The sequence below is a fragment of the Methylocystis sp. Uni0008 genome (assembly GCF_056838045.1).
This window is the reverse complement of the sequence record NZ_CM166370.1, coordinates 3,055,654-3,076,959: the sequence shown is the minus strand read 5'-3', so window position 1 is coordinate 3,076,959 and position 21,306 is coordinate 3,055,654. Positions and strand designations below refer to the sequence as shown.

Sequence of the window (21,306 nt, the reverse complement as noted above, 5' to 3'; positions counted from 1 at the left end):
GCGACAGCGACACTGGGTTAAGCGGGCCTCGAGTCTGGCAGCAGCGCCAGCGCCGCCGCCGGGGCGCAATTCGCCGCTCGATCGGCCAAAGCCGGCGACGCCGCGATCAGCTCGGCAAAATCGACGAATGTCCGCCCCTGCGTACGCGCCGCAAGCTTGCGGCCGACGCCGGCGCCGACGATCGGCGCCTCGAAGGCGAGCGCGCCGCGCGATTGAATCAACGCAATCTGGTCTTCGATGACGCGTCGTTGCGCGCGCGCCAAATATTCAGCAAAGGCGCGCCACTGAGCTTCGCTCAGTTCGGCGGCGTCGCGCCCGGCAAGGCGCGCCAGTCGCGCGCGCGAGGCCGCGACCGTCTTCGGTCGTCCGTCCGCCGTCGGCGAAAGATCGGCGTCTGTTTCGCCTTCGGCGAGATCGCCGAGCACGCGTCGCACGTCCGCCATTGACGCGAAGGCTTCGTTGACGAGCGGCGTCCATCGTCCGGCGACCGGCGCGCGAGGCGCATAGGCCTGAGGCGCGCCGCGCGAAAAGCCCGCGTAGGCGAGTTCGCCACAGGCGAGGCGTTCGGCGTCGCTCGCGCCAAGCGCGGCCACCCGACCGCCGCAAATCGGCGTCAGATCTGTCGTCGTCGAGCCGATGTCGACGAACAGCGCATCGGCGCAATGACTCGCAACGAGTTCGGCCGAGGCGCGCCAATTGGCGGAAGCGACGGCTTCGACATTCGCGCCGACGTCGTCACGCGCGATGAAGCCGCGCTCGCCAGCGTAGAACATAATGTCAGGAGCGCCGATCTCGCGCGCGGCGATTGAGGCGACCGCAGCGACTCCTCGCGCCCTGCTCTCGAAGGCGTCGGAGAGCTCCGCCGTCATCGTGACGCGATGGCGCTCAGCCTCGCCGATTGCCGCACGCGCGTCGTGAAGCGCCTGCTCCAGGCTCGCAACGCTTTCGTGGGGCGCGCAGGCGATCTGGACGACAGCCGTCAAGCGGCCGTTATCCGCCCGCGCGGCCTTCACATGCGCGCCGCCGATATCCCAGCCGATCACCGCGGGCACGCGCGTCTCCCAAAGAAAAAGGGGAGCCGCGCGGGCTCCCCTTCACTGTCGAAGGCTTTCGCGCGGCTCAGTTCGGCGCGAAGGGGTGCTTGGCTTCGTTGCGCTTGGCGACGACCTCGGAGGCCTTCGGCTCGCCCTTGACGGCGCGCGCGATCGCTTCCTTCGTCGCGGTGTAGTTGTAGTCCTGGATCTTCTTGTCGTCCGAAGCGTCCCAGTGAATGAACACGCCGACCGAAATGAAGATGTCGTCGGCTTCGTCGACCGGGATCACGCCCTCGGCGACCGAATCCGCAACGGCCTTGGCGACGCCATGCTGCGCCGGGCCGAACATCTGCACCGCCTGCTTGGCGCCCTTGATCGTCACCTTGTTGAAGAGGATCGTGTTGGGCTTGCAGAGCAGGTTCGGCGCGACGACCGCGAGCAGCGTCGTGAAGCCGTCCTTGTTGTTGACGAGCGCATTGGCGAAGGCCAGCTCGGCCGCCGAGCCGCGCGGACCCATGATCAGGTCGATATGCGCGACTTCGTTGCCGTCGCCGACCAGCGATTCGCCGACCAGCATCTTGTTGATCACTGCCATGTGTTTTCTCCCAAAAATCCCAGCGCGTGAAGCGCTTCATACAAGCCGCGCGCGTGGCGCGCACGGCGATGAGAAAGCTCCGCGAGCGGTCGCTCGCGGCGCGGACTCAACCATTTTTGCGCACGCTTGCCAAGGCGCGCCAAGGCGGCGCGGACCGGCAGGCGCGAGCAACGTCAGACGAGTTCGCGCGCAAGCGCGAAAGCGTGACGGAAGTCGAGGCAGAGCGGCTTGTCGGACGTCGCCATCTTTTTGAAGAGGCCGGACTCCGTACCGTATTTGATGTTGCCGATGGCCAACGCGCCGATGCCCAGCGCGCCATGCGGCGAGACCACCACGCCATTGTCATGAAGGCCGCAGCCTTCGACGCCGAGTGGCGGCACCGCGTTGACGTCGGCGGCGATCAACAGATCCTTGGCGGCGGCGAGGTCGTCTTTCGAAAGCACCTGCACGCCCGCGCGCGCCGCGCACAGCGCAATCTCATGCTGACAAAGAAGCGTGCGCACCTGCTCTGGCGTGGAGCCGTCGGCGGGCGACACCTTGATGTTGAAGCGGTGGTTCATTTCATCGGCGAGCTTGGCGACGCGCTCGAGGCCGCTATAGCCGACGACGGTGACCTCAGCGCCCTCCAGCGCCGCGATGACGGCGGCGGAATAGCCGACGACCCCCGTCGCGCCGTAAATGACGATCTTGGAGCCCTTGAGCTCGCGCTGCTTCTTCTCGCGCAGAATCTTCTCGACGCAGGCGACCATCGCGCCGGCGGTGGTGAAGGAGCCGTAAGGATCGGCGAAGAGCGAGACCTCAAAAGGCTTGAGCAGCGCTTTCTTGGCCGCGTCCATCATATCGAGCGCGAGAACCGCGTCGCGGCCGGCAAAGAAGATGCCGGTGCGCAGCGCCGCGGAGGGCGCGCGCGAGAACATCGCGTCCTGCACGAGCGCGGTGACTTCGTCGAGCGTGACATTGGTGTAGGGAACCGCGGCGTCATAGCCGGCGTCGAGGGCCATATTCACGTCGAAGGGGCTCATGTGCTTCAACGTGCTGAGCATGTGCAGAATCGCTTTGGCCATTGAATTTCCCCAACCTTTCCCTCGATTTTCGCGTCCTACGCGGCCAAAAGGCGACGCGCGCGGCGGGAGACGGCCTCCAGCCCCTCGATTTCTCCAATGATTCCCGGCAAAAGGAACGGCGCACGGTCGCGCGCCTCGGCTTCGCCCGGAGCGACGTGAGGCTTAGAACCCAGAACGCAGCCGATGTCCAGAGGCGTGTGCGCCGCAGCGTCCGCCGCAGGCCGCGCGCGAATCCTTCATCGCCGCTCGGTTGACGTCGGCCGCGCTTTGCCTCTATAAGCGCCCGAAATCGAGGCTCGGCGCATCGGCGTCGCGCCTCGCTGTCGTTTTCACCCTCTGCTGCCACCGCCGGGCGCTCGGCGCCGCGGGCACGCATGGAATTATAGAGCGAAAGGAACCGCCATGTCCCGCCGTTGCGAGCTCACCGGAAAGGGCGTGCAGTCCGGCCATCTCGTCAGCCACTCCAACCGGAAGACGAAGACCCGCTTTCTGCCCAATCTCGTCAATGTGACGCTCGCCTCCGAGGCGCTGGCGCGTTCGGTGCGGCTGCGCATCTCAGCGGCGGCGCTGCGTTCGGTCGAGCATCGCGGCGGGCTCGACGCCTTCCTGGTCAAGGCGAAGAGCGAAGAACTGTCGCAGAACGCCCGCGCGCTGAAGCGCGAGATCGAGAAGAAGCAGGCGGCCGCGAGCGCCTGATCCGCGTCACGCCGTTTCGAAAGGCCCCGCGCTTCACAGCGACGGGGCTTTTTTTGTTCTTTGTCGGACGCGGCCTCGAGAGCGCGAATGACTTCTCCCTCCCCTTCACGGGGAGGGTGGTTCGCGACGCGAACCGGGTGGGGTTGGAAAGATCCCCCACCCGCTCGCCTTCGGCGAGCGACCTCCCCACAAGGGGGAGGTATGAACGCCCAGCATCCTTAGATTAACGCCGCACATCCGGCGGCGTCGCTTCGTCGGACAGCAGCTTCAGCGCCTCGTCGATCGGAAGCTGCGTCTGCGCCTGCGAGCCGAGCCGGCGCATCGAGATCGTGCGCTCGGCCGCCTCCTTCTTGCCGGCGACGAGCAGCACGGGAACCTTCGCGAGCGAATGTTCGCGCACCTTGTAGGTGATCTTCTCGTTGCGCGCGTCGACCTCGACAGCAAGCCCGAGCTTGCGCGCCGCGGCGGCGACCTCATAGGCGTAGTCGTCGGCGTCCTGCGTGATCGTGCAGACGACGATCTGCAGCGGCGACAGCCACAACGGCAGGTGACCGGCGTAATGCTCGATGAGAATGCCCGTGAAGCGTTCGAGCGAGCCGAAGATCGCGCGATGGATCATCACCGGCGTCTTCTTCTCGCTGTCCGGTCCGATGTAATAGGCGCCAAAGCGCGACGGCAGGTTGAAGTCGACCTGCGTCGTGCCGCATTGCCATTCGCGGCCGATGGCGTCGCGCAGCGTATATTCGAACTTCGGGCCGTAGAACGCGCCCTCGCCCGGATTGACGCCCGTCTTGATGCGTCCGCCCGAGCGCGCTTCGATGTCGCTCAGGACGCGCGTCATGATCGCCTCGGCCTGGTCCCACGCCTCGTCTGAGCCGACGCGCTTTTCCGGACGCGTCGAGAGCTTCACGACGACTTCCTCGAATCCGAAATCGGCGTAGGTCGACAAGATCAGATCGTTGATCTTGAGACACTCATCGGCCATCTGCTCTTCGGTGCAGAAGACATGCGCGTCGTCCTGCGTAAAGGCGCGCACGCGCAAGAGTCCGTGCAGCGCGCCGGAAGGCTCGTAGCGATGCACGACGCCGAACTCGGCCATGCGCAGCGGCAGATCGCGATAGGACTTCAGGCCATGTTTGAAGATCTGGATATGGCCCGGACAGTTCATCGGCTTGATGGCGTAGAGCCGATCTTCGTCCGTCTGCTCGCGCGCGGGCTGCGAGACGAACATGTTCTCGCGAAACCACTCCCAGTGGCCGGACGTCTCCCACAGCGATTTGTCGAGCAGCAACGGCGCGTTGACTTCGCTGTAGTCGGCCTTCAGGCGCCGGCGCATGTAGGAGATGACGTTCTGGAACAGCGCCCAGCCCTTGGGGTGCCAGAAGATCGCGCCGGGGCCTTCCTCCTGGAAATGGAAGAGGTCCATCTCGCGCCCGAGGCGGCGATGGTCGCGCCGCTCGGCTTCTTCCAGCCGATGGAGATAAGCGTCGAGCTCCTCCTGCGTCGTCCATGCCGTGCCGTAGATGCGCGACAGCATCGGCTTCGTCGAATCGCCGCGCCAATAGGCGCCCGCGACCTTCATCAGCTTGAAGGCCGTGCCGACCTTGCCGACCGACGGCATATGCGGACCGCGACAGAGATCGAGCCACTGGCCCTGCCGGTAGACGCTCAAGGGCTCATCCGACTTGATGGCGTCGATGAGTTCGCCTTTGAAAATCTCGCCCTTCGTTAAGAACCATTGCTTGGCGTCGTCGCGATTCCACACTTCGCGCGTGATCTTGGCGTCGCGCGCGACGATCTCACGCATCTTCTTTTCGATCGCCGGCAGGTCTTCGAGCGTGAACGGCTCTGAGCGGAAGAAATCGTAATAGAAGCCGTTCTCGATGACGGGGCCGATCGTCACCTGCGTGCCGGGATAAAGCTCCTGAACCGCCTCCGCCAACACATGCGCGGCGTCATGCCGGATGAGATCGAGCGCGCGCGGATCCTCGCGTGTGACGAACTCGATTCTAGCGTCGCGCTCGATCGGGCTTGCGAGATCGACGAGCGCGCCGTCCAGCGTCATGGCGACGCTGCGCTTGGCGAGAGAGGGGGAGATGCTCTTGGCGATATCGACGCCCGAGACGCCGGGCTCGAACTGACGGGACGCCCCGTCGGGGAATGTGACCGCTACCATGTATGCGCTCCTGTCGCGCTCAGTCGCCGATACGAGTCGACGTAAGTCGCTTTGGATGGACGGGCGCATACATAACCCCGGCTGCGCAGGAGCGCAATCGGCGCGGAGGACCTTGCTGAGGGAAGACGTGGCGCGCCACCGCCAATGAAGATGCGCGATGTCCGCCGGTTAGTTACGCAGCCTTCGGCTTGTTCACGGTCTCGATCCGGTCGAGAGCCTTGCCGAGATTGCGCTCTGCGACTTGAACGTCATAATCAATCTGCAGGTTTAGCCAAAGCTGCGCCGTTGTGCCAAGCGCCTTGGCAAGCCGAAGCGCGGTGTCGGCCGTAATGCCGGTCTGCTCGTTGGCGACTCGCTCAATTCGGGTGCGAGGCAAGCCGCAGACTTTGGCAAGAGCGCCTGCCGACATCTCGAGCGGAACGAGGAACTCTTCCCGCAAAACCTCACCGGGATGCATGGGCTTGAGCTTCTTGGTCACTGGAGCCGTCCCCTTCTAATGGTAGTCCGCGATCTCGACGTCCGCCGGGCCTTCCGCCGTCCAAACAAAGCATATCCGGAATTGGTCATTGATACGGATCGAGTGTTGACCCTGGCGATTTCCCGCAAGCGCCTCAAGCCTGTTGCCCGGCGGAGACCTCAAGTCGGCCAGATTGCTCGCAGCGTTCAGGTAGCGCAGTTTCGGCGCGCCACCTTGACCCAGTCGGCCGGAAAGCCCTTCGGACTTTCGCCATGGAAGACGGCTTCTGTCGACTTGTTCCGGAAGCGCCTGATCATAACCCGTATGTATCATAAGATGATACATACGCCAAGCGGCCAGTATCGATCACTGGCACAGGCTAATTTCCGCCCGTTCGTATTTATCCGGCCCCCGGACCGCTAGCTGACCTGCCGGCCTCGCGTTGCAAGGCTGAGGCGGTCCAATCATCCAGCAGTTCATGCGGCAATCAGCGGCTCGGCGCTGCGGCTTGCGCGCCACCGGGCGAGAATATTGCGAAAATCATAGGATGGCGCGCCCGAAAGGATTCGAACCTCTGACCCCCAGATTCGTAGTCTGGTGCTCTATCCAGCTGAGCTACGGGCGCCTGTTTCGCCATAGCCCCGGCGGTTTAGACGGGTTATGGCGACGTGTCGGCTCGTTTACCGGCAAGCGGCGGGAATGGCAATAGCGCATTTACTTTCGCCGGGCTGCGGCCTTGCGTCGACGACGTAAGCATTTAGATAAAGTGCGCTAAGTGGGATTTGTAATGGAAACGTTCCTCTCGGATGGCGTCGAGATAGCCTATGTCGATTTCGAGCCCTTAACGGAAGATCGCGGAGAACCGATCGTTCTTGTGCACGGCTTCGCCTCGACCCATGCGGTGAACTGGCTGTTCACGCAGTGGGTCAAGACGCTGACCGAGGACGGCCGCCGCGTCATCGTGTTCGACAATCGCGGCCATGGCCAGTCCGCCAAGCTCTATGATCCGGCCCTCTACAGTCTCGATCTGATGGCGGCGGACGTCGTCAATCTGCTCGAACATCTGTCGATCCCCCGCGCCGACATCATGGGCTATTCGCTCGGCGGACGCATCGGCACGGTGCTCGCGCTGAGCGCGCCGGAGCGCGTGCGCTCCCTGATCCTTGGCGGCATCGGGGAAAATCTCATCGAGAACACAGGGCTCCCGCGCGGCCTTGCCGAGGCCATGGAGGCCGAGCGCATCGAGGACATCGACGACTCGACGCTCAAGATCTTCCGCGGCTTCGCCGAAGCGACCCGCAGCGATCTCGCCGCGCTGGCCGCCTGCGTGCGCGGCGCCCGCAAGGCCGTCGAGCCGCAGCTGCTGGCGCGCATTGCGGCGCCGGTGCTGATCTGCGTCGGCACCCGCGACGACGTCGCCGGCGACCCGCATCCGCTGGCGGAGTTCTTCCCGAACGCCCGCATCGTCGATATTCCCGGCCGCGACCATAACCGGGCGGTCGGCGACCGGATCTACAAGCAGGCGGTGCTGGAATTCCTCGACGAGCGGCCTTGACGCCGCAGGCGCCGCCCGCATGCTATTGTCGAGGCGGTTCGCTATATAACGGCCCGACCAAGGAGGGGCGGATGGGCGCAGAGACGCGCGAACAGGGCGCGAAAATCATCGATTTCGCCCAGAGCGACCCGCTCTTTGCGCGGCTGCGCACGGAAGCGGAAGAGATTTTGCGCCGCGAGCCGGAACTCGGCGGATTCCTGCACCCCGCGATCCTCTCGCAAAACGGCGTCGCCGGCGTCGTCGCGCATCGCGTGGCGCAGCGGCTCGACCGGCCGGAAGCGCCCTATATCGCCATCCGCCAGGCTTTCGAAGAATGCGTCGCGCGCGAGCCTGGGATGCTCGAGGCGTTTCGCGCCGACCTGCTCGCCGTGCTCGAGCGCGATCCCGCCTGCACAAGGCTGATCGAGCCGGCGCTCTACTTCAAGGGCTTCCATGCGCTGCAGACCTACCGCCTGGCGCATTGGCTCTGGAAGAACGGGCGCAGCGACTTCGCGCTCATCCTGCAAAGCCTGTCGTCGCAGACCTTCCAGGTCGACATCCATCCCGCCGCCGTGATCGGCAAGAGCGTGTTCATCGATCACGCCACCGGCGTCGTCATCGGCGCGACCAGCGTCGTCGAGGACGAGGTGTCCCTGCTGCACGGCGTCACGTTAGGGGGCACCGGCAAGGCGCGCGGCGACCGGCACCCCAAGGTGAGGCGCGGCGTGCTGATCGGCGCCGGCGCGAAGGTGCTCGGCAATATCGAGATCGGCCGCTGCGCCATGATCGCCGCCGGCTCCGTCGTGCTCGACCCCGTGCCGGCCAACAAGACCGTCGCCGGCGTGCCGGCCCGCATCGTGGGCGACGCGCGCTGCGCCGAGCCGGCGCTTGCCATGGATCAAATGCTGGCTTATCTCGACGCCGGCATGTGAAGTCGGGGTTGACCTTGAGCAGAATTCTAGCGGGCCTGGCGCTCGTCGTCGTGGCGGCGTCGCTGCTTTCCACACGCGCTGCAACGGGTGCGGGCTGGCATTACTACGATCCCGAATGTCCGATCGATCTCGGCGGCAAGTCGATGAAATTCGTCGCCATGCAGCCGAAGAAAAACGTCGACCGGGAATGCGTCGCGCTGCCGGACGTCGGCCCGAGCGTCATTGTGCTCGACGCCGCCGACAATGAATTGCGCGACATGAACTGGGACATCCGCATCCTGCGCGGCAGAGGGCCGAACGGCGACGCCGACCCGGAAAGCGATGTCGTCGACCGCCTGCCGGTGCAGAAATTTCGCAACGGCATGGTGAATTTCGACCAGAATTTTAAAGACGCCGGCAATTACGTGCTCTACGCGAAGCTGACGAGCGACGACGGCGCGAAGAGTTTTGAAGGTCGGCACCCGTTCTCGGTCGGCCTCGTCACCGATGAGGAATTCTACCTCTACATCGCCTTCGGCGTTTTCGCGGCCGTCGCCGGCGGCGTCGCCTTTACGCTGTGGCGCCAGGGCAAGCTCGGATTCAAGATCCCGGATTTTTCGAAGACGGATTGAGGTTTCCTGCTGACCGCTTGCAGGAAAAGCCCCCTCCCCAGCCCTCCCCCGCGCGCGCAGGAGAGGGAGCAGTTGGCGCGCGTCACGAAGATACGTGAATCTTCGACGTGAGCCGCGACGGCGCCGTTCTGCCTTCTCCCGTGAAACGGGGGAAGGTGGCGCGAAGCGCCGGATGGGGGCAGAAGGCTGATTTCACCCAAACCGATTATTCCTGGGAAATCCTCTCGGCGGCAGTCGTCCCGCTTCGGCGCGGTGGCCGATCCAGTCCTTCAGTTCCGCCTTTTCGATCGTAAAGACGCGGTTCGAGGCGTCGGTCCATGTCAGACCGTCTTTGAGCGCAAAGACTTTCGCGTCAGAGACGCCGCCGTCCTTGTAGCGCTGCATGCGCACGCCCTTGCCGCGCGCCATGCGCGGCGCTTCGCTGAGCGGAAACACCAGGAGCTTCCGGTTCTCGCCGATGATGGCGACATGATCGCCCTGCGCCTGCGTCACGATCGTCAGTCTCGACGGCGGATCGACAGTGAGCACGGCGCGGCCCTTGCGCGTCGACGATAAAAGATCGTCCGCGCTCGCGACGAAACCGCGCCCGTCATTGGTCACGAGCAGCAGCGCGGCGCCTGCTTCATGCGGCATGACGGCGACGACGTCGGCGCCTTCCTCGATGTCGGCGAAGAGCCGGATCGGCTCGCCATGGCCGCGACCGCCCGGAAGCTTTGACGCCTCTAACGTATAGGCCTTGCCGTTCGAGGCGAGCGCAATGATCTTCGACGTGGTCTGCGCGAAGAAGGAGGCGCCGAGTTCGTCGTCGCCCTTGAACTGCAGGTTTGAGAGATCCTGCACATGGCCTTTCAGCGCGCGAATCCATCCCTTCTTAGAGACGACGACCGTCACCGGCTCGCGCTCGATCATCGCCTCGGCGAGCTCGAGATCGATCGCCTCGGGCGCGTCTTCGAAGGTCGTGCGCCTTTTGCCGATCGGCGTCTGCGGGCCGTAGGTTTTCTTTAGTTCGCGCACCTGCCAGGCGATGGTCTTCCACTGCTTGGCCTCATCCGCGAGCAGCGCGTCGATGTCCTTGCGCTCGTCGGAAAGCTCTTTCAGCTCCTTGCGCAGCTCCATCTCTTCAAGCTTGCGCAAGGCGCGCAGCCGCGTGTCGAGAATGTAGTCGACCTGAAGGTCGGTGAGCTTGAACGCCTTTTTCAGCTCCGCCTTCGCGTCGTCCTCTTCGCGGATGATGCGGATCACCTCGTCGAGATTGAGGAAGACAATGACCATGCCTTCCAATTGCTCGATGCGCCGGATGATCGCCGCGAGGCGATGGCGCGAGCGGCGCTGCAGAACGACCCGGCGATGGTCGAGCCATTGCCGAAGCGCCTCGTCGAGCGACACGACTCGCGGCGTCACGCCGTCGACGAGCACATTCATGTTCATCGCAAAGCGCGTTTCGAGTTCGGAGAGCTTGAACAGCGTCTCCATCATCAGCGCCGGATCGACCGTGCGCGAACGCGGCTCGAAGACGATGCGCACGTCTTCCGCCGACTCGTCGCGAACGTCGGCGACGAGCGGCAGTTTGCGCTCGGCGATGAGTTCGGCGAGCCTTTCGATGAGCCGCGACTTCTGCACGCCGTAGGGAATTTCGGTGACGACGGCGACCCACCCGCCGCGCGGCAGCTCCTCTTTTGTCCAGCGCGCGCGCAGACGGAACGAGCCGCGGCCCGTGCGATAGGTCTCGATGGTCTCTTCGCGCTTGTCGACGACGATGCCGCCGGTCGGGAAATCCGGCCCCTGCACGAAGGTTAAGAGCTGCTCGGCGGTCGCCTTGCGATGGGAGATGAGATAGAGCGCGGCGTCGCAGAGTTCGGAGAGGTTATGCGGCGGAATGGACGTCGCCATGCCGACGGCGATTCCCTGCGCGCCATTCGCGAGGAGATTCGGCAGCGCCGACGGCAGCACCACCGGCTCCTTCTCCTCGCCGGAATAGTTCGGGATGAAATCGATGGCGTCTTCGTCGATGCCTTCGAGCAGAAGCCGCGCGACCGCCGTCATGCGCGCTTCGGTGTAGCGATAGGCGGCCGCCGAATCGCCATCGACATTGCCGAAATTGCCCTGCCCGTCGACGAGCGGATAGCGGGAGGAGAAATCCTGCGCGAGGCGCACCAGCGCGTCATAGATCGCCTGATCGCCGTGCGGGTGGAACGAACCCATCACGTCGCCGACGATCTTTGCGCATTTTTTGAACGGCGCGCCGGGATCGAGGCGAAGAATATGCATTCCATAGAGTATGCGGCGATGCACCGGCTTGAGCCCGTCGCGGGCGTCCGGCAGCGCGCGTCCGGTGATCGTCGATAGCGCGTAACGCAGATAGCGCTCCTCGAGCGCCTCGCGCAGATCGACGGGCGCAATCACGCTAACATCGCTTGCGCCCTTGCCTTTTCCCGTTCCCGCGCCGCCCTTTTGAACCATCTCGACAACCCGATTCTGCCTCTGCGATCCGTACTATGGCCGCGAGCGCCTCGGCGCAAGCCGACGATTTTCAAGGCGGCCCTTTACGATGAAAGCGCGCCGTCTCCGCGGCGACGGCCTTTTGCGCCGATTGTTGCAAATATGCTCTTGCAACGGCCGCGCTTCGTCGATTAGAAGCCGTTACTGGCGATGGCGCAGATCGGCGCGGTCGAAATTTTGCCGGTTTTCTGCGGCTTTCAAGACAGGCGTCCATGAAGAAACTGCTTCTGCTGCTCACCGCCGCGTTCTTCGTCACATCCGGTTCCTTCGCCTTGGACAGGTCGCAGGCTCCGGGCGCCGGCCCGACGCTCGCCGCGCGCGACCGCACGCCGCAAACGCGGGAAGCCGACGAGGACATGCAGGCGATCTGCCGCGAAGCGCTTGTCGACATCGACCAGGGCTACGGCGTCAGCAGCCATGAATCGCGCTACATCTGCGGCGACAAGCGCCGCTAACCGATCCTCCGACTTCGCTTTTCTCAAGCCGCTCGCGAAATCGCGCCGAGGTAGAGTTCGCGCGATTCAGGCAGCGCAACGCCGCGCGGCGCGAGCACGTCGCGCGTGAGGAAATATCCGGTCAAGCGGAACGCGGCGATGAGATCGCCCGCTTCAGCGCCGACGCTCTCATGCTGAAGGAAGTCCGGATAGGGCAACAGCCTGTCGCGCCATGGCGCGCCGGCGGCGCGACTGACCGCGCGGCCTGATTTCGGCGACACATAAGCGAGATCGTCCTGGGCGCCGGTCAGCGCGCAGGCATGAAGATCGAGTCCGAAGCCGAGCGCGCCGAGCAGCGCGAGCTCAAATCGCGCCATCATCGTCGCGGCGCGCTCCGAATCGCGAACGTCGCCAAGCCGCGCGGCGATCGCCTCGGCCATTTCAAACAATTCCTCATGCGGATCGCGCTCCGGCAGCAGACGCAAAAGCGCGCAAAGCGCGGCGACGCCATGGAGCGCCGCAGCGCGATCGAGAAAATGCGCGGCGCGGGCGGCAAGCGGCTCAATCGTGAGCGCGCCGAGATGGTCCTCGAGACGCGCGCGCCATTGCGCCGCGACGAGATTGCCGGGCTGCAGAATCGGACGAAGCCGGCGCGAGCGGCCGCCGCGCACGAGACCGAGATGGCGCCCGTGTCCGCGGGTCATCAGCTCCAGGATGACGGAGGTTTCGCCATGCCGACGCGCGCCGATGATGAGGCCGTCGTCGCGCCATTCCATGTCAGGCTCACACTTCGGAAAGCTTCATATCCGGCCTGTAATCTAGGCCCTCGACGTCCTTGATCAAAGCCTGGCCGCAGATCACCCGGTTCTGCGCCGTGTCGAAGGTGAGCGACGGGGACCCGTAGAGCCGCCAGCCGAGACTCAGCGCTTCGGTGACGCGATGACAAAACGCCGCGTCGTCCGGCCCGGTGAGGAAGCGATAGGCGGTCATCGCCTTGCGTTCGTCAGACATGCGAATTCTCCAGCGCGGCGCGAATCGCCTGGCGCAAGGGCGATATTATTCGCCCTTGGGAAAATCGAGACGCATCTCGCGATAGCGCTCGGGATCGTCGGCCCAGTTTTCGCGCACCTTCACAAAAAGGAAGAGGTGGACGGGCTGTTCGGCGGCCTCGGCGATCTCTTTGCGCGCCGCCTGGCCGATCGCCTTGATGGTGCGGCCGCCCTCGCCGATGACGATCTTCTTCTGGCTGTCGCGCGCGACATAGATCGTCTGCTCGATGCGCGCCGAGCCGTCCTTCTGATTGGTCCAGGACTCGGTCTCGACGGTCGACTGATAGGGCAATTCGTCGTGCAGCCGCTCGTAGATCTTCTCGCGGGTGATCTCGGCGGCGAGCAGCCGCAGCGGCGCGTCGGAGAGCTGATCCTCCGGATAGAGCCAGGGTGAAGGCTTCATGCGCTTCGCGAGCGCCTTGCGCAGATCGCTGACGCCGTCGCCCTTCAGCGCCGAAATCATGAAGGTTTCATCGAATTTCTGACGCGCGTTGAGGGTCTGCGCCAATGCGAGCAGCTTCTCGCGGGGGATGAGATCAATCTTGTTCAGAACGAGCAGCTTCGGCGCCCTCGCCTGCTCAAGTTGGGTCAATATGGCTTCTACTTCCTCGTCGAGTCCCTTGCGCGAGTCGACGAGCAGCGCGATCACGTCGGCGTCGGCGGCGCCCGACAGGGCGCTTGCGACCATCGCGCGATCGAGCCGGCGCTTCGGCTTGAAGATGCCCGGCGTGTCGACGAGGATGATCTGCGCCGGGCCCTCGATGGCGATGCCGCGAACGAGCGCCCGCGTCGTCTGCGCCTTGCGCGAGACGATCGAGACCTTGGCGCCGACGAGCTGATTGAGCAGCGTCGACTTGCCGGCGTTTGGCGCGCCGACGAGCGCCGCAAACCCGCAGCGCGTTTCCTCTGGCGCAGATTCGTTTTCGCCGCTCACATTTCTCCCTTTCCGACGGCTGCGCCCTCACGGGCCAGAAAAGCCGCCGCGGCGGCCTGCTCGGCGATGCGTTTGGAGGCGCCTGAGCCCGGCGCCGCCTCGAAACCCTTCACCTCCACGGCGACCTCGAAGAACGGCGCGTGGTCCGGCCCGCTACGGGCGACGAGATGGTAGCGGGGCGTTGCGAGGCCGCGCGCCTGAGCCCACTCCTGCAAGGCCGTCTTCGCGTCGCGCAGATCCTGGCCGCTCGCCGCCATGCGGTCGCCGAAGGCCTTGCGGACGATGCGCTCCGCCGCAGCCGCGCCGCCGTCGAGAAAGGCGGCGCCGATGATCGCTTCGCAGATGTCGCCAAGCAAGGCGCGCTTGCCGCGTCCGCCGGTCTGGGCCTCGCCTTCGCCGAGCCGCATTTCGGGGCCGACGCCCCAGGCCTCCGCCACGTCGGCGCAGGTCTCCTTGCGCACCAGCGCCGCGAGGCGACGCGACAGCTCGCCCTCGCTCTCGTTCGGAAAGGCGTCGTACAGCATGTGCGCCACGGCGAGGCCGAGCACGCGGTCGCCCAGGAACTCGAGCCGCTCGTAGGACTCGCGCCTCGCGGGCGACGCGCTGACATGCGTCAGCGCCCGGCCAAGCAGCGTCTGATCGGCGAATTCATGTCCGATGCGCGCCTCAAGCGCAGCGAGACCCGCGTCGCGGCCGCGCGTCATGTCACGCCCGCACGTCCGGTCAATGAGCCGACCGGAACAGCCGGTCCCATCGCACCGACCACGGCCAGCGCCAGAAGGCGAGCGCCGATTCGTCTTTCTTGACCGAGAAGAAGATGATCTCGGCGCGGCCCACGAGATTGACGAAGGGCACGAAGCCGACGCCGCCCAGCTCCGGCGCGATGCGCGAATCAGTGGAGTTGTCGCGATTGTCGCCCATCATGAAATAATGATCGGACGGCACCACGAAGAGTTCGGTGTTGTCGTTGACGCCGTGGTCGCCCTCGATCTCGATGATCGTATGTTCGACGGCGGGATGGTCCCCGTCGCCGGGAAGCGTTTCCGTATAGGTCATCACCGGGGCGTCGCGGCCCTCGCGATTTTCGGTCACCGCCTTTTCGATCGGCGTGCGCGGAACGATGACGCCATTGATGTAAAGCCGGCCGTCGATGATCTGAATGCGGTCGCCGGGAAGGCCGATGACGCGCTTGATGTAGTCGGTTTCATTGTCGCGCGGCAGCTTGAAGACGACGACGTCGCCGCGGTTCGGCGGCGAGGCCAGAATGCGGCCGGAGAAAATGTCGGGTCCGAACGGCATCGAGTAATTCGAATAGCCGTAGGCGTATTTCGAGACGAAGACATAGTCGCCGATCAGCAGGGTCGGGATCATCGAGCCCGAGGGAATATTGAACGGCTGAAACAGCAGCGTGCGGATGACGAGCGCGATCGCCAGCGCCTCGAGAATGACCTTTACGGTCTCGAAAAATCCGCCCTCTTCGCGTTTTTGCGCCACCGGAACGTTCCTGCTCAAGCCGACTCACTCCTCATGCATTTGGACGGCGGCGGCCCGCCCTACCGTCCGGCTTATCACGCTACAGCTTCCCTGAGAACCTGCGCAACGCCGAAGGATAGCGCCGGGCCCGCGTCAAAGGGATGACCGCCCGCCACTTTAGCCGCGCTCGGCCGGCGCTTGGCCGTTCCTCCCGGATTAACGCTAACGCGGCGCGGTTCAGACCACGGCGCCGGCTCTCGGAGCGGCCGCCCGGCCCTGCTCCATCGCCGCGCGCATGCGCCGGATCGCCTCTGGGAGCCCGACGAAAATCGCCTCGCCGATCAGGAAATGGCCGATGTTCAGCTCGGCGATCTGAGGCAGCGTCGAGACGCGGCGCGCCGTGTCATAATCGAGCCCGTGCCCGGCGTGGATTTCGAGCCCGCGCGCGGCGCCATAGGCGGCGGCTTCCGCGATCCGCCCGAATTCCGCCTCGGCCCGGCCCTTGTCGCCGACCTCGACGGCGTGACACCAGGCGCCCGTATGAAGCTCGACGACGGGCGCCTTGATGGAGACCGCGGCGTCGAGCGCCTCCGCCGTGGGCTCGATGAAGAGCGACACACGCACGCCCTCCCGCGTCAGCTGATCGACGTAGGGCAAAAGGTAATCGTGCTGGCCGACGACGTCGAGCCCGCCTTCTGTCGTGCGCTCCGTGCGCTTTTCCGGCACGAGACAGACGGCGTGCGGGGCCGTCGCGACGGCGATGTCGAGCATCTGCTCCGTCGCCGCCATTTCAAAATTGAGCGGCTTCGAAATGGCCGCTTTCAGCCGCGCCATGTCGGCGTCGTTGATGTGACGGCGGTCTTCGCGCAGATGCGCGGTGACGCCGTCGGCCCCGGCATCGATAGCGAGCAGCGCGGCGCGAACGGGATCCGGCCGCGGCCCGCCGCGCGCGTTGCGGACAGTCGCGACATGGTCGACATTGACGCCGAGGCGGAGGGGTTTAGCGTTCATGCCGCTGATGATCCTCTGTGGCAGTTCGTGGTACGTTGAAAAAAGCCCTTCTCATTGCCTTGCCAACAATTTGTCAGCGTCGCAATATTTGAGGTTATTTATGAAGTTGAACTTCGCGCCCTGGCTCGTGATTCTCTTCGCCGCGTTCGCATGCTTCGGTTCCGCGCAGGCTCACTCGCCTTATTTTTCGACAGCTGGTAAAATCATTTTACCCAATGGGAAACCGGGTGAATTGCGCCTGCTGCATGGCGACGGCGTCTTTTGGGCGGATCCTATTCGCGTTCTCGCATTGGATGAAGAGGGCCGCATGATCGCGCGCAGCCCGCCTTCGCCAAGCATCGCCATGTCATGTCTACACGCCCGATGTCGGGTGTTCGATCTCGCTGAAGACGTCGTTCTCGAACTCGATCCTACAACCTTCCGCACCGGCGCTTTGGTCCCGGCGATCGACAATGCTGATCGGAGCTTAAACTGGGAGATCTACGGGGCCGACAATGAGAGCTGGGGCTGGGGCCGGCGCAAAGCCGGGTTCTTAGAATTGATTTGGGGAAATTTGGCGCTCGCGCGCCGTACAGGGATGTGCATTGGCTTCACGATCATGGCTGGCTTTGTCGCCGGACCGGCTCTGCACGCGGCTTTCAGACGGAGATTGACGGTTGACCGGCCGAGCCTGATGAAGTCGATGGCGCGCCTTGTCTGGCGCTTGATTCTGCTCATGATCGGCGCTGCGGCGATATTTGCTAGTTTTTATCTCTCCGTCGCGTTTTGCGGATCCACCTTGACGCTATGGATGGTCGTTCTCGTCGGATCGGCAGCCGTGACATTGGCGATTTCGGCGGCTCTGCGCAGGATGGATGAAATGGATGACGGCGTGGAGCCGCCATCGGCCCTCCCGCCGTGACTAGCTACCCAATCATCCTTTCCACCTTGCTCACCAGCGCGCTCGATCGCAGCCGCGTGACGACGCCATTGAGATGTTTCAGATCGGCGACTTCGAGATCGAAGGTCATCTCGCGGAAATCCGGCGACTGCGCCTTGAAACTGATGTTGTCGATATTGGCGCCGGTCTCGCCGATCAGCGTCGCCAGCGCGCCGAGCGAGCCAGGCTCGTTGATCGCCGTCACCACGATGCGAGCGGGGAACAGCGCCGAGGAGCCGGCGTCGATATCCCAGCGCACGTCGAGCCAGCGTTCTGGCTGATCGTCGAAGGCGGTGAGCGACGGCGACTGGATCGGATAGATGGTGATGCCCTCGCCCGGCGTGAAAATGCCGACGATGCGGTCGCCCGGCACGGCGCCGCCCTCCGGCGCGAAGCGCACCGGGGCGTCGCCGCGCAGGCCGCGGATGGGAATGGCGCCGCCGTCGTCTTTCGCGCCCGGCGCCTTGAAGACCACATTGGCGTTGGCCTTGACGCCGAACCATCCCGGCTCGCCCGGCGCGATCGGCGTCGGCGCGGCTTTGCGCTCTTCGCTGAAATCCGGATAGACCGCCTTGACGACGTCGCCCGAATAGATTTCGCCGCGGCCGACGGCGGCGAGCGCGTCTTCGACCGACGGCCGTGCGAGCCTTGTGAGCGCCGCTTTCAGCTTGTCCTCGCTCCAGACGCGGCCGGCGCGCTCGAAGGCGCGTTCGACGATCTGGCGACCAAGCCCCGCATATTGCTGGCGCACGGCGTCGCGCGTCGCGCGCCTTATCGCGGCGCGCGCCTTGCCGGTCGCGACCGCCGCCTCCCAGGCGGCCGGCGGCACATGGCCCTCCGCGCGAATGATCTCGACTTCGTCGCCGTTCTTGAGCTGCGACAGCACCGGGGCGACGCGCCCGTTGATCTTCGCGCCGACGGCCGAATCGCCGAGCTTGGTGTGCACGGCGTAGGCGAAATCGATCGGCGTCGCGCCGCGCGGCAGCGCGATCAACCCGCCCTTCGGCGTGAAGCAGAACACCTGATCCTGGAACAGCTCCAAACGGGTATGTTCGAGGAATTCCTCGGGGCTGTCGCCATGCGCGAGCAGATCGAGCGTTTCCTGCAGCCAGCGGAAGGCGCGGCTTTCCTTGGCGAGATCCTCGCGGCCCTGCGCGCCGATCGCGTCCTTGTAGAGCGCATGGGCGGCGATGCCGAAGCGGGCGATCTCATGCATTTCGGCGGTGCGTATCTGAAGTTCGACGCGCTGATGGCCGGGACCGATCACCGTCGTGTGGATCGATCGATAGTCGTTCTGTTTCGGCGTCGAGATGTAGTCCTTGAAGCGGCCGGGGACGTTGGGCCATTTCGTGTGCACGACGCCAAGCGCGCGATAACAGTCCTCGACGCTGCCGACGATGATCCGAAAGCCGAAGATGTCGGAGAGCTGCTCGAAGGAGACCGACTTGCGCTCCATCTTGCGCCATACGGAATAGGGCGTCTTCTGACGCCCGGTCACCGCGGCGGTGATGCCGCGCGCCGCAAACTCCTTCGTCAGCTCGTCCTCGATGCGCTTGATGATGCGCCCGTTCTTCGCGCGCAGATCGTGCAGGCGCTCTTCAATGGTCTGATGCGCTTCCGGCATCAGGTGGCGGAAGGCGAGGCCCTCCAGCTCCTCGCGCAACCGCTGCATGCCCATGCGGCCGGCGAGCGGCGCGTAGATGTCGAGCGTCTCCTGGGCGATGCGCGCGCGCTTGTCCTGCGGCACGAAATGCAGCGTGCGCATATTGTGCAGCCGGTCGGCGAGCTTGACGAGCAGCACGCGCACGTCCTCAGCGACAGCGAGCAGCAATTTGCGGAAGTTCTCGCCCTGCCGCGCCTGTTTGGTGACGAGATCGAGCTTCTCAATCTTTGTCAGGCCCTCGACGAGCCTGCCGATCTGTTCTCCGAACAGCCGGTCGATCTCTTCCCGCGTCGCGTCGGTGTCCTCAAGCGTGTCGTGCAGCACGGCCGCGACGATGGTCGCGTCGTCGAGCTTCAGATCGGTGAGGATGGCGGCGACTTCGAGCGGGTGCGAGAAATAGGGATCGCCCGAGGCGCGCGTCTGCGCGCCATGCGCCTTCATTGCGTAGACATAGGCTCGGTTTAACAGATCCTCGTCGACGCGCGGGTTATACTTCCGCACGCGTTCCACAAGCTCGTACTGACGCATCATGCGCGGGGCGCCAAACACTGGTTATGCGCCGACGCGCCCGCCGCCCGCGCGCAATTTTTACGCGAAACTCGAAGCGAGCGGCGCCGGAGCGGGCGGATGTGTTTATCGAGAATAGCGCAGGCCGGCCGCCATGACCAACCCGCCATGACCAACCCGCCATGGCTACCAGCGATGACGGAGGGCTCAGGCGCGCAACGGAGGTTTTCGCGGCGCGTCCGCCGCGAACGCGCCGACAATCTGATCGAGGCGAATCTACTCCGCTTCGTCCTCGACCTCTGCGGGCGGCACGAGCCCTTCGAGACCGCGCAGCAGGTCCTCTTCGGTCATGCGATCGAACTGGGCCTCGCCCTCAAGTTCGCCCGCGGCCGCAGGAGTCAGCGCAGGCGCCGCTTCAGCTTCGGGCTCGTCGACCTCGACGTGATGCTGGAGCGAATGAATGAAGTCCTCGGAAAGATCCTCGGGCGCGAGCGCCGATTCAGCGATTTCGCGAAGGGCGACCACCGGATTTTTGTCGCGGTCGCGATCGACGAGGATCGGCTGACCCGATGAGATGTTCCGCGCCCGATGCGCCGCCAGAAGGACGAGGTCGAAGCGGTTTTCGATCTTGTCGATACAATCTTCGACAGTAACGCGCGCCATCTGCTGTCAAGCTCCATTCGGTTCGGTTGTAGCGCTGATACGCGAATTATGGAAAATAGGCAATAATCTCTTGGCTCTAGTCGCCCGGACGCTTTTTTTTGACGCTCCTATCTGAATCTTTTCTAGAAAATGCCCGATGCTCGACCCGTAAAAAAACGCAGTTCCTCTTGACGCTTCGACGGGGAGAGGCGATGTATTCGCAGAGATGCGTGCGGCGCTTTTTCAAATATGGGTGCTGAATAGCCCGGCGGATGCAGCGAGAACGGCGCAGTCGCCATTGCTACTTCGGGCGCCGAAATTGAGACGATAGAGCGAAACGCCGAACTGCGGGTTAGCGGCGTGAGCCGGCGCCGCCCGCGTAAACACAGTGACCCGACCGCGAGACTGAGATGGCAGATATCGAACGAATTGCGTTGTTCATTGATGGCGCGAACCTTTACGCGACAGCGAAATCGCTCGGTTTCGATATTGATTATAAGCGCCTGCTTCGCGAGTTCCAGGGCAAGGGCCGTCTGATACGCGCCTTCTACTACACCGCGCTGATCGAGGATCAGGAATATTCGTCGATCCGTCCGCTGATCGACTGGCTGGATTACAACGGCTACGCCGTCGTGACCAAGCCGACGAAGGAATTCGTCGATTCGCTGGGCCGCCGCAAGGTCAAAGGCAATATGGACATTGAGCTTGCGGTCGACGCCATGGAAATGGCCGGGCATATCGACCACATGGTGCTGTTCTCGGGCGACGGCGACTTCCGTTCGCTCGTCGAAGCGGTGCAGCGGCGCGGCGTTCGGGTGTCGGTGATTTCGACGATCACCACTCAACCCCCGATGATCGCCGACGAATTGCGTCGCCAGGCCGACGAATTCATCGACCTCATCCATCTCGTCGGCAAGATCGGCCGCGATCCAGGCGAACGCGCCGAGCGCATGCAGCGCTATCAGGAACGCCGTCCGGCGCCGCAGGCCGCGCACGCCGAAGACGAAGGCGAGTGACGGGAAATTTCGGAGCTGCAGTCGGGATTTCGGCGCCTCCATTTCGGGGCGCCGATTTTT

At 64.4% G+C, this 21,306-nt stretch carries 21 protein-coding genes, 1 tRNA gene and 1 pseudogene; 7 read left to right on the top strand and 16 right to left on the bottom strand.

What is annotated here, in order from left to right; all coding sequences use genetic code 11:
• Positions 1-17: 17 nt before the first annotated feature.
• From AC0X69_RS15370 to AC0X69_RS15360, 3 genes are all read right to left on the bottom strand, one after another.
• Positions 18-1,052, bottom strand: coding sequence for a hydantoinase/oxoprolinase family protein (locus tag AC0X69_RS15370; protein ID WP_482608646.1), 1,035 nt, complete (start codon positions 1,050-1,052; stop codon positions 18-20).
• Positions 1,053-1,119: 67 nt separating this feature from the next.
• On the bottom strand, positions 1,120-1,629 hold the full coding sequence (gene fae / locus AC0X69_RS15365) for a formaldehyde-activating enzyme (protein ID WP_482608313.1): 510 nt from the start codon (positions 1,627-1,629) through the stop codon (positions 1,120-1,122).
• A 173-nt stretch (positions 1,630-1,802) separates the two neighbouring features.
• Entirely contained in the window at positions 1,803-2,693 is an 891-nt protein-coding gene (locus AC0X69_RS15360) for an NAD(P)-dependent methylenetetrahydromethanopterin dehydrogenase (protein ID WP_482608645.1), read from the bottom strand.
• A 402-nt stretch (positions 2,694-3,095) separates the two neighbouring features.
• Between AC0X69_RS15360 and rpmB the strand changes: the two genes are divergently transcribed.
• Positions 3,096-3,389, top strand: coding sequence for a 50S ribosomal protein L28 (rpmB, locus tag AC0X69_RS15355; RefSeq protein WP_138165750.1), 294 nt, complete (start codon positions 3,096-3,098; stop codon positions 3,387-3,389).
• A 223-nt stretch (positions 3,390-3,612) separates the two neighbouring features.
• On the opposite strand, the gene thrS is transcribed toward rpmB, so the two are convergent.
• From thrS to AC0X69_RS15335, 4 genes and pseudogenes are all read right to left on the bottom strand, one after another.
• Positions 3,613-5,565 carry a threonine--tRNA ligase gene (gene thrS, locus AC0X69_RS15350; protein ID WP_482608644.1) on the bottom strand — a complete coding sequence of 651 codons (1,953 nt, stop codon included), beginning with the start codon at positions 5,563-5,565 and terminating at the stop codon, positions 3,613-3,615.
• 172 nt (positions 5,566-5,737) lie between these two features.
• Positions 5,738-6,043 (bottom strand): HigA family addiction module antitoxin, encoded by a 306-nt coding sequence (locus tag AC0X69_RS15345; protein ID WP_482608643.1) that lies wholly within the window; start codon positions 6,041-6,043, stop codon positions 5,738-5,740.
• Positions 6,044-6,058: 15 nt separating this feature from the next.
• Positions 6,059-6,339, bottom strand: a pseudogene (locus tag AC0X69_RS15340) (type II toxin-antitoxin system RelE/ParE family toxin).
• A 231-nt stretch (positions 6,340-6,570) separates the two neighbouring features.
• Positions 6,571-6,647 (bottom strand) — tRNA-Arg (locus AC0X69_RS15335).
• A 162-nt stretch (positions 6,648-6,809) separates the two neighbouring features.
• Between AC0X69_RS15335 and AC0X69_RS15330 the strand changes: the two genes are divergently transcribed.
• From AC0X69_RS15330 to AC0X69_RS15320, 3 genes are all read left to right on the top strand, one after another.
• Positions 6,810-7,577: an alpha/beta fold hydrolase gene (locus AC0X69_RS15330; RefSeq protein WP_482608642.1), complete on the top strand. Its 768-nt coding sequence runs from the start codon at positions 6,810-6,812 to the stop codon at positions 7,575-7,577.
• A 71-nt stretch (positions 7,578-7,648) separates the two neighbouring features.
• Complete coding sequence (gene cysE, locus AC0X69_RS15325; protein WP_482608641.1) at positions 7,649-8,488, top strand: serine O-acetyltransferase; 840 nt, start codon at positions 7,649-7,651, stop codon at positions 8,486-8,488.
• A 14-nt stretch (positions 8,489-8,502) separates the two neighbouring features.
• Positions 8,503-9,099 carry a hypothetical protein gene (locus AC0X69_RS15320; protein ID WP_482608640.1) on the top strand — a complete coding sequence of 199 codons (597 nt, stop codon included), beginning with the start codon at positions 8,503-8,505 and terminating at the stop codon, positions 9,097-9,099.
• Between the two features lie 192 nt (positions 9,100-9,291).
• Here AC0X69_RS15320 and parC read toward each other — a convergent pair whose 3' ends face one another.
• Entirely contained in the window at positions 9,292-11,559 is a 2,268-nt protein-coding gene (gene parC / locus AC0X69_RS15315) for a DNA topoisomerase IV subunit A (RefSeq protein WP_482608639.1), read from the bottom strand.
• Between the two features lie 251 nt (positions 11,560-11,810).
• Between parC and AC0X69_RS15310 the strand changes: the two genes are divergently transcribed.
• Positions 11,811-12,053: a hypothetical protein gene (locus AC0X69_RS15310; protein ID WP_482608638.1), complete on the top strand. Its 243-nt coding sequence runs from the start codon at positions 11,811-11,813 to the stop codon at positions 12,051-12,053.
• A gap of 23 nt (positions 12,054-12,076) precedes the next feature.
• Here the strand turns inward: AC0X69_RS15310 and recO are convergent, their stop codons facing one another.
• The 6 genes from recO to AC0X69_RS15280 all read right to left on the bottom strand — a co-directional run bounded on the left by recO (position 12,077) and on the right by AC0X69_RS15280 (position 16,499).
• A complete protein-coding gene (recO, locus tag AC0X69_RS15305) occupies positions 12,077-12,808 on the bottom strand; it encodes a DNA repair protein RecO (RefSeq protein WP_482608637.1) in 732 nt (243 codons plus the stop codon).
• A gap of 7 nt (positions 12,809-12,815) precedes the next feature.
• A complete protein-coding gene (locus AC0X69_RS15300; protein WP_482613413.1) occupies positions 12,816-13,022 on the bottom strand; it encodes a DUF1737 domain-containing protein in 207 nt (68 codons plus the stop codon).
• Between the two features lie 66 nt (positions 13,023-13,088).
• Positions 13,089-14,015 carry a GTPase Era gene (era, locus tag AC0X69_RS15295; RefSeq protein ID WP_482608636.1) on the bottom strand — a complete coding sequence of 309 codons (927 nt, stop codon included), beginning with the start codon at positions 14,013-14,015 and terminating at the stop codon, positions 13,089-13,091.
• On the bottom strand, positions 14,012-14,719 hold the full coding sequence (gene rnc, locus AC0X69_RS15290; RefSeq protein ID WP_482608635.1) for a ribonuclease III: 708 nt from the start codon (positions 14,717-14,719) through the stop codon (positions 14,012-14,014). The genes era and rnc overlap by 4 nt, the downstream gene beginning before the upstream one ends.
• 19 nt (positions 14,720-14,738) lie before the next feature.
• Entirely contained in the window at positions 14,739-15,509 is a 771-nt protein-coding gene (lepB, locus tag AC0X69_RS15285) for a signal peptidase I (RefSeq protein WP_482613412.1), read from the bottom strand.
• Positions 15,510-15,725: 216 nt separating this feature from the next.
• On the bottom strand, positions 15,726-16,499 hold the full coding sequence (locus tag AC0X69_RS15280; protein WP_482608634.1) for a pyridoxine 5'-phosphate synthase: 774 nt from the start codon (positions 16,497-16,499) through the stop codon (positions 15,726-15,728).
• Between AC0X69_RS15280 and AC0X69_RS15275 the strand changes: the two genes are divergently transcribed.
• Positions 16,498-17,400, top strand: a complete 903-nt coding sequence (locus AC0X69_RS15275) for a hypothetical protein (RefSeq protein WP_482608633.1) — start codon at positions 16,498-16,500, stop codon at positions 17,398-17,400. The genes AC0X69_RS15280 and AC0X69_RS15275 overlap by 2 nt on opposite strands.
• 4 nt (positions 17,401-17,404) lie before the next feature.
• Here the strand turns inward: AC0X69_RS15275 and AC0X69_RS15270 are convergent, their stop codons facing one another.
• Together AC0X69_RS15270 and rpoZ are read right to left on the bottom strand one after the other, a co-directional pair.
• On the bottom strand, positions 17,405-19,612 hold the full coding sequence (locus AC0X69_RS15270) for a RelA/SpoT family protein (RefSeq protein ID WP_482608632.1): 2,208 nt from the start codon (positions 19,610-19,612) through the stop codon (positions 17,405-17,407).
• Between the two features lie 252 nt (positions 19,613-19,864).
• Positions 19,865-20,251: a DNA-directed RNA polymerase subunit omega gene (rpoZ, locus tag AC0X69_RS15265; RefSeq protein ID WP_482608631.1), complete on the bottom strand. Its 387-nt coding sequence runs from the start codon at positions 20,249-20,251 to the stop codon at positions 19,865-19,867.
• A gap of 389 nt (positions 20,252-20,640) precedes the next feature.
• Between rpoZ and AC0X69_RS15260 the strand changes: the two genes are divergently transcribed.
• Complete coding sequence (locus tag AC0X69_RS15260) at positions 20,641-21,246, top strand: LabA-like NYN domain-containing protein (RefSeq protein WP_482608630.1); 606 nt, start codon at positions 20,641-20,643, stop codon at positions 21,244-21,246.
• Positions 21,247-21,306: the final 60 nt, after the last annotated feature.

What these genes read in the sequence shown, in the direction of transcription:
- fae (WP_482608313.1), bottom strand. Translation starts at nt 1,629, where the DNA reads ATGGCAGTGATCAACAAGATGCTGGTCGGCGAATCGCTGGTCGGCGAC.
- AC0X69_RS15360 (WP_482608645.1), bottom strand. Translation starts at nt 2,693, where the DNA reads ATGGCCAAAGCGATTCTGCACATGCTCAGCACGTTGAAGCACATGAGC.
- rpmB (WP_138165750.1), top strand. Translation starts at nt 3,096, where the DNA reads ATGTCCCGCCGTTGCGAGCTCACCGGAAAGGGCGTGCAGTCCGGCCAT.
- thrS (WP_482608644.1), bottom strand. Translation starts at nt 5,565, where the DNA reads ATGGTAGCGGTCACATTCCCCGACGGGGCGTCCCGTCAGTTCGAGCCC.
- AC0X69_RS15330 (WP_482608642.1), top strand. Translation starts at nt 6,810, where the DNA reads ATGGAAACGTTCCTCTCGGATGGCGTCGAGATAGCCTATGTCGATTTC.
- cysE (WP_482608641.1), top strand. Translation starts at nt 7,649, where the DNA reads ATGGGCGCAGAGACGCGCGAACAGGGCGCGAAAATCATCGATTTCGCC.
- parC (WP_482608639.1), bottom strand. Translation starts at nt 11,559, where the DNA reads ATGGTTCAAAAGGGCGGCGCGGGAACGGGAAAAGGCAAGGGCGCAAGC.
- AC0X69_RS15310 (WP_482608638.1), top strand. Translation starts at nt 11,811, where the DNA reads ATGAAGAAACTGCTTCTGCTGCTCACCGCCGCGTTCTTCGTCACATCC.
- recO (WP_482608637.1), bottom strand. Translation starts at nt 12,808, where the DNA reads ATGGAATGGCGCGACGACGGCCTCATCATCGGCGCGCGTCGGCATGGC.
- AC0X69_RS15300 (WP_482613413.1), bottom strand. Translation starts at nt 13,022, where the DNA reads ATGACCGCCTATCGCTTCCTCACCGGGCCGGACGACGCGGCGTTTTGT.
- rnc (WP_482608635.1), bottom strand. Translation starts at nt 14,719, where the DNA reads ATGACGCGCGGCCGCGACGCGGGTCTCGCTGCGCTTGAGGCGCGCATC.
- AC0X69_RS15275 (WP_482608633.1), top strand. Translation starts at nt 16,498, where the DNA reads ATGCCGCTGATGATCCTCTGTGGCAGTTCGTGGTACGTTGAAAAAAGC.
- AC0X69_RS15280 (WP_482608634.1), bottom strand. Translation starts at nt 16,499, where the DNA reads ATGAACGCTAAACCCCTCCGCCTCGGCGTCAATGTCGACCATGTCGCG.
- AC0X69_RS15270 (WP_482608632.1), bottom strand. Translation starts at nt 19,612, where the DNA reads ATGATGCGTCAGTACGAGCTTGTGGAACGCGTGCGGAAGTATAACCCG.
- rpoZ (WP_482608631.1), bottom strand. Translation starts at nt 20,251, where the DNA reads ATGGCGCGCGTTACTGTCGAAGATTGTATCGACAAGATCGAAAACCGC.
- AC0X69_RS15260 (WP_482608630.1), top strand. Translation starts at nt 20,641, where the DNA reads ATGGCAGATATCGAACGAATTGCGTTGTTCATTGATGGCGCGAACCTT.